This is a genomic window from Streptomyces sp. NPDC043870 (assembly GCF_056435785.1).
In genome coordinates this window covers 384339-391157 of the sequence record NZ_JBWKDT010000003.1, presented here as the reverse complement: position 1 = coordinate 391157, position 6819 = coordinate 384339, and the positions used below count along the sequence as shown (strand labels likewise).

Genomic DNA, 6819 nt, shown 5'->3' with positions numbered 1-6819 from the left:
TTGGGGGTGGTCCGTCCGGTCCTTTTCTGATCGCTAAGCGTTCGCAGTGTCGTCTTCGTGGTCCCTTGTGGAGTGGGGTTCACCTCCTGGGGGGCGCCCCCCCCCCCCCCCCCCTGGGTCCCACCAGGCGAAGCTCCGGGGGAGATCGAGGACACGACCGAAGGGCGTACGAAGGTCTGGGGGCTCCCCCCATGCGGCGGAGCCGCACATCGAGCACAGCCGGGAAGGGGCGGGGAGGGGAAACCGCACGCGCCCTATGGCTTGACGAGGACCTTCAGCGCGGTGCGCTCGTCCATGGCCCGGTAGCCGTCGGGTACACCGTCCAGGCCGACCGTCACGTCGAAGACCGGGGACGGGTCGACCATGCCGTCCAGGACGTCCGGGAGCAGCTCGGGGATGTACGCCCGGACCGGGGCGACGCCCCCGCGCAGTGCGATGTTGCGGTCGAACATGACGCCGAGGTCGAGACCGGTGCCGCTGCCGTGCGGGACGCCGACGTAGCCGATGGCGCCGCCGTCGCGGGTGATCCCGACCGCCGTGCGCATGGACTGCTCGGTGCCGACGGCCTCGATGACGGCGTGCGCGCCCTGGCCGCCGGTCAGCTCGCGCACGGCCGCGACGGCCTCGTCGCCGCGCGCCGCGACGACGTCCGTGGCACCGAAGGTCCGCGCGATATCGGTACGGACCTGATGCCGGCCGAGCGCGATGATCTGTTCGGCGCCGAGCCGCCTGGCGGCGAGCACCCCGCACAGGCCGACCGCTCCGTCACCGACGACGGCGACCGTGCTGCCCTTCGTGACGCCGGCGCCGACGGCGGCATGGTGGCCGGTACCCAGCACGTCGGAGAGCGCGAGGAGCGCGGTCAGCAGCCGGTCGTCGGAGGCGGCGGCCGCGGGGAGCTTGACGAGGGTGCCGTCGGCGAAGGGCACGCGCACGGCCTCGCCCTGGCCGCCGTCGCTGCCGGGCGAGCCCCAGAAACCGCCTCGCGGGCAGGACGTGTGCAGCCCCTCCGCGCAGTACTCACAGGTGCCGTCGGACCACACGAACGGCGCGACGACCAGATCGCCGGGCACGAACCCGGTCACCCCGGCGCCCGCCTCCTCGACGATGCCCAGGAACTCGTGGCCGATGCGCTGCCCGGGCTGCCGCTCCGACTCGCCGCGGTACGCCCACAGGTCGCTGCCGCATATACAGGCTCGCAGGACCCGCACCACGACGTCGCCCGGCTCCTGCAGCCTCGGGTCGGGCACGTCCTCCACGCGCATGTCGAACGGGGCGTGGATCGTGGTGGCGCGCATGTCGGACGGGTCCTTGCTGTTCAGACGGCGGTACGCGCCTCACGGTACGCCCGGTCGGGTACGGGCGCGCACCCGAGTGTGCCCAGGGCACCCCGCGTCAGCAGATACTGCGCACCCGCGTACGTGAGCATGATCCAGAAGTCGGGCGCGGGAAGCTGCGGCCATCCGGCGATCCCGGTCGCCAGGAGCAGGTCGGAGAGCAGGAACAGCGCTCCGCCCGCCGCGGCGGTGCGCCCGAGGGCGCTCGACCGGTAGGCCATGGCGGTCAGCAGCAGCGAGTACCCGGCGACGGGGATCCGCAACTCCGCCGGCAGGTCGGCCCAGAGCAGCCCGATGGCACCGGCGAGGACCGCGCCGTACGCGATGCCCAGGGCCTGGCTCGTGCCCCTCCGGCCGAAGAGCACGAGGTAGCAGACGTGCCCTGCGGCGAAGAGCCCCATCCCGACAAGGAACACCCAGTCGGCGTCGGCCATCAGGAACACGTCCCCGCCCCAGCCGCAGAGCAGCGCCGCGACGAGCAGCCGGGGCGCGCCCCGGGTCGCCGCGTATGCCGCGAGCAGCGCCATCAGCAGCGGCTTGGCGATCAGATGCCCGGAGTCCCGGCCGGCGAGCAGCGCGCTCAGGTCGGCGGCGAGCGCCACCCAGAACGCGCCCGGCAGCACGCGGGCCAGGCGCTCCCGGTTCACGAGGAACGCTCCTGCCCGGCGGCCGCGGCCACGACCCCCTCGGCGGGCTGCCATCCGGGCCCCCGGAACAGCCGCCCGGCGCGCTCGTGCCAGTTGCTCGCCGCCCGTACGTCACGGGCGATGGAGACGTACTCGTGCGTGGCGACGCGCAGCGGGTTGTATGTCGCGATGTTCTTGGTGAGCCCGTACACGGGCCGCTCGGTCTCGGCCGCGAACGACCGGAAGAGCCGGTCCCAGATGATCAGGATCCCGCCGAAGTTCCGGTCCAGATAGCCGCCTTGGGAAGCGTGGTGCACCCGGTGGTGGGAGGGGGTGTTCAGCACGTACTCGAAGGGCCGCGGCAGTTTGTCGATCCGCTCGGTGTGGACCCAGAACTGGTACACGAGGTTCGCGGAGGAGCAGAACGCGAGGGCGGCCGGGTGGACGCCGCAGGCGATCAGCGGCAGGTAGAACGGCCAGGAGGTGAACCCGGTCCACGGCTGGCGCAGCGCGGTACTGAGGTTGAACTTCCGGCTGGAGTGGTGGACGACGTGGCAGGCCCACAGGATCCGGATGACGTGATGACCGCGATGGGACCAGTAGTAGAAGAAGTCCTGCGCGAGCAGCATCAGCAGGACCGTCCACCAGAGGACGGGGACGCGGAGCGGGGTGAGCTCGTACACCCCGGTGTAGATCGCGACGACCGGGACCTTCCACAGGAGGTCGAAGCCGAGGCTGCCGAGCCCCATGCTGATGCTGGTGGCGGCGTCCTTGGCCTCGTAGCCGGCGGCGTCCTCGTCGGGATGGAGCCGGTAGCTCACCATCTCCACGACGGTGAGCAGGACGAAGGCGGGTATCGACCAGAGGACGGCATCGGGCAGGTTGGGCGGCATGCGGGCACCGTAGAGGCGGGTCCGGTGGCTCGGCCAGATGGTGTTACCGACAAGTTTGTGAGACGACTTGTCAGCAGGTTTTGGTGACTTCTGCCAAGGCGGCGGCCGTAGTCTTCTGTGTCCGGGGGACGAGACACGGGACACCTACGGGGGAACTGTCGTGCAGGGACTGGAAGTTGCGTTGGTCCGGCTCGCGGGGACGGTGCTCGGCGCCATGGCCAAGTCCCTCCTCGCGCCGCGGCCGGGGGCCGGCCTGGTGAAGGCGCCGGTGCGTCCCTTCCCGCGCCCGGCGGGCGCGGACCGGCTGGCGAAGGTGCTGGGCGGGCGGCTCACGAACGCGTACGCCGGGCTGCCGGAGCACGAGCGGCTGGCGGCGGTCGACGCGGTACGGGACACCTTCGCGACGGCGGGGGTCATCGACCCCGACCGGCTCTTCGCGGTGGACCTCGACCCCGGGCGGTTACGGGCCGAGCTGCGGGCGCCGGCCGGCGCCGGGCTGAGCGCTCGCGCGGCAGATTTGTACGAGGAGCTGCTGGGTCTGTGCTGCGCGCATGTGGTGGAGCAGGCGACCGCCCATCCGTCGTTCGCGGCGCGGGCGGCGGTGGAGCACGTACGGGCGGCGGGCCGGACCCGGGACGTGGTGGAGACGCTGACGGGGCGCAGCCCGGACGCGGTGGCGCTGGAGTTCGAGCAGCGTTACGCGGACTACGTGGCGGCGACGCACGGGCGGCTGGAGCTGTTCGGGCTGACGCTTGGGCGATCGGCGCGGGAGTGGCCGCTGGACACGGCGTACATCAGTCTGGCGGTGAGCGGTGGGCCCGTGCACCAGGAGGGTTTCGGTCTGCCGCGCACGGGCCAGGTGGCCGTCAGGGCCGAGCAGATCCTGACCACCACCGACCGGCTGCTGCTGCGCGGGCCCGCGGGCTCCGGCAAGAGCACGCTGGTGCAGTGGCTGGCGCTGAACGCGGCCCGGCGCAGCTTCCGGGGCGACCCGGGGGACTGGAACCTGTGCGTCCCTTTCGTGCTGCGGCTGCGCGCCTTCACGTCGGCCGCCGGTCTGCCCACCCCCGAGGACTTCCTGCGGGCGGCCGGGGTCCCGCTGAGCGCGCCCGCGGGATGGACCGAGCGCATATTCACCGAGGGCCGGGCGTTGATTCTGGTCGACGGCGTGGACGAGGTCCCGACGCGTCTGCGGACCCGTACCGAGGCATGGCTGAAGTCGCTGATCGCGGCCTATCCGGACGCCCGCTACGTGGTGACGACCCGGCCGTCAGCGGTGCCGGAGGACTGGCTCGCGCGGCTCGGTTTCACGGCACACTCGCTGCTTCCCATGGACCGCGACGACATCCGCTCGTTCATCGGCCACTGGCACGACGCGGCCCGCCTGGAATGCCTCTCCGATGCCGAGCACGGTGAACTGGAGGCATACGAGGCGTCTTTGCGCCAAGCCGTCGCCACCCGCCGGGATCTGGGCCGGCTCGCCACCAACCCGCTGATGTGCGCCCTGCTGTGCGCGCTGAACCGCGATCGCCGGATGCAGCTGCCACGGGCCCGGAAGGAGCTGTACGACGCGGCTCTGGACATGCTGCTCGTACGCCGTGACACGGAGCGGGAGATCACCGGCGTCGAGGGCGTCGGCCTCACGCGGGAGGAGCAGACGGCGCTGCTGCAGCGGCTCGCGTACTGGCTCATCCGCAACGGGCAGGTGGAGGCGGACCGGTCCGAGGTCGTGGAGATGCTGGCCGAGTGGCTGGCCGCGATGCCACAGGTGCAGGGCACGGCCGGGCAGGTTTTCGCGCATCTGCTGATCCGCAGCGGGCTGCTGCGCGAACCCGCGCCGGGCGCCGTGGACTTCGTGCACCGGACCTTCCAGGACTATCTGGGGGCCAAGGCGGCGGTGGAGTCCCGGGACATCGGGGTGCTGGTGCGCAACGCCCACGACGACCAGTGGGACGACGTCGTGCAGATGGCGGTCGGGCACGCACGGCCGGAGGAACGAGCCCGGCTGCTGAAGCAGTTGCTGCGACGGGCCGACCGGGCACCGAAGCTGCGACACCGGCTGGTGCTGCTGGCGGCGGCGTGTCTGGAGCATGCGCCGGAGCTGGACCCGCAGGTGCGAGCGGATGTGCAGGTGCGCGCGCAGGAGCTGGTGCCGCCGCGGAGCCTGGAGGAGGCGGAGGACCTGGCGAAGGTCGGCGAGCTGGTGCTGGAGCTGCTGCCGGGGCCGGAGGGGCTGGACGAGGACACGGCGGCGGCGGTGGTGCGGACGGCGGCCTTGGTCGGCGGTGATGCCGGGATGCGGGTGATCGCGCGGTTCGCCGGGGACACGCGCTTCAAGGTGGGTTACGAGGTGTCGTACAGGTGGAGCACGTTCGACACCCGGGAGTACGCGAGAACGGTGCTCGCGGACGCGAAACTGCACGAGACGTACCTCAAGGTGCACACGGCCGAGCAGCTCGCGGAGCTCGCACACCTGCGGCATCTCACCTGGCTACACCTCACGGGCAACCACTCGATTCCGTCCGAGATCGCGGAGCACACCACACTCAAGGCGCTGTTCCTCAACCGTGACAGCGGGCTGAACGATCTGTCCCTGCTCGCCGCACTGCCCCAGCTGGCTCAGCTCGGTGTCGCCGAATGTCCCGCACTCACTGATCTCGGCTCGCTGCGGGGCCTGGCACTGCGGAAGCTGTGGCTCTACGACCTTGTCGAAGGCCTTTCCCTCGCTCCGGTCGAGGACCTGCCCGCGCTCCAGTTGCTGGTGTTCAATTTTCCGGTGGATGCCTCCCGCGTCGCGGAGATACCCGCACCGGCGGGGCTCACACGGCTCGGTCTCTTCGACGGTGCCCGGACCATCAGTCTCGACGGCCTCGAACGCTGGCCCGGCCTGGAGTGGCTGACGATCGCCGGGGACGCCCAGGCCGAAGAGCTGTCCCGTCATCCGCATCACTTCCCGCTCGGCACTCTGCAGATCACCGACCAGTCCGCGCTTGACCTCGCCACTGTCGTGCGTCATCAGGAGCTCACCGAGTTGTACGTGGGTGGCAGCCGGCTGGTCTCCGGTGTCGAACCGCTGCGGGAACTACCCGAGCTGACCCGGTTGTCATTCGGCGACTGCGGTTTCGTGGACATCTCGCCGCTCGCGGGCAACCAGCAACTTGAGGTCGTCGCCCACAACGGGACGGTGCTCACCGGCGCCGAGCTGTTCCCGCCAGGCCAGGTGACCTGGAAGCCCTAAACCCCCGCCGCTCCCAGCAACGACCCCGCCGCGTACGTCACCCCCATCGCCAGCGCTCCCCCGCCCACGTTCCGCACCACCGCCCGCCCCACCGGCGCCGCCCCCAGCCGCGCGCTCCACCAGCCGGTGAAGCTCAGCGCGACGAGCACCGACACCACGGTCACCCACAGCCGCACGGACGCGGGCGGGAGCACGATGGCCAGCAGCGGCAGCAGCGCGCCCACCGTGAACGCGAGGAAGCTCGCGCCCGCGGCGTGCCAGGGGTTGGCCAGCTCGTCGGGGTTGATGCCCAGCTCGACCCGCGCATGCGCGCGCAGGGCGTCGCGTTCGGTGAGCTGGACCGCGGCCTCGCGGGCCACCTCGCGCGAGAGGCCGCGGTCCTGCAACAGGTCCGTGAGCTCGTCGAGTTCGGCCTCCGGCTGCTCCCGCAGTTCGCGTTTCTCGACGGCCAGCGCCGCCTTCTCGGAGTCGCGCTGGGTGGAGACCGAGACGTACTCGCCGGCCGCCATGGACATGGAGCCGGCGAGCAGTCCGGCGAGGCCGGCGGTGAGCAGGGCCGCCCGGTCGCTGGTCGCGCCCGCGACGCCGACGACGAGGCCCGCGGTGGAGACGATGCCGTCGTTGGCGCCGAGGACTGCGGCGCGGAGCCAGTTGAGGCGGGTGCCGAGGGGTTCGCCGTGGGGCTCGTGGTGCGTCGGTTCGGTCACTCGGGGAGGGTCTCATCC

Annotated in this window: 5 protein-coding genes; 1 reads left to right on the top strand and 4 read right to left on the bottom strand. The window is 71.7% G+C overall.

What is annotated here, in order from left to right; all coding sequences use genetic code 11:
- Positions 1-254: 254 nt before the first annotated feature.
- From AC0699_RS06315 to AC0699_RS06305, 3 genes are read right to left on the bottom strand one after another with little or no spacing between them, the layout of a single operon-like run.
- Complete coding sequence (locus AC0699_RS06315; protein ID WP_478656287.1) at positions 255-1298, bottom strand: zinc-dependent alcohol dehydrogenase family protein; 1044 nt, start codon at positions 1296-1298, stop codon at positions 255-257.
- A 20-nt stretch (positions 1299-1318) separates the two neighbouring features.
- Entirely contained in the window at positions 1319-2038 is a 720-nt protein-coding gene (locus tag AC0699_RS06310) for a lysoplasmalogenase family protein (protein ID WP_478656284.1), read from the bottom strand.
- On the bottom strand, positions 1981-2856 hold the full coding sequence (locus AC0699_RS06305) for a sterol desaturase family protein (RefSeq protein WP_478656282.1): 876 nt from the start codon (positions 2854-2856) through the stop codon (positions 1981-1983). Before AC0699_RS06305 ends, AC0699_RS06310 begins: the two co-directional genes overlap by 58 nt.
- Positions 2857-3016: 160 nt before the next feature.
- Between AC0699_RS06305 and AC0699_RS06300 the strand changes: the two genes are divergently transcribed.
- Positions 3017-6094: an NACHT domain-containing protein gene (locus AC0699_RS06300; RefSeq protein ID WP_478656279.1), complete on the top strand. Its 3078-nt coding sequence runs from the start codon at positions 3017-3019 to the stop codon at positions 6092-6094.
- Here the strand turns inward: AC0699_RS06300 and AC0699_RS06295 are convergent.
- Positions 6091-6801: a VIT1/CCC1 transporter family protein gene (locus AC0699_RS06295; protein WP_478656277.1), complete on the bottom strand. Its 711-nt coding sequence runs from the start codon at positions 6799-6801 to the stop codon at positions 6091-6093. The genes AC0699_RS06300 and AC0699_RS06295 overlap by 4 nt on opposite strands.
- Positions 6802-6819: the final 18 nt, after the last annotated feature.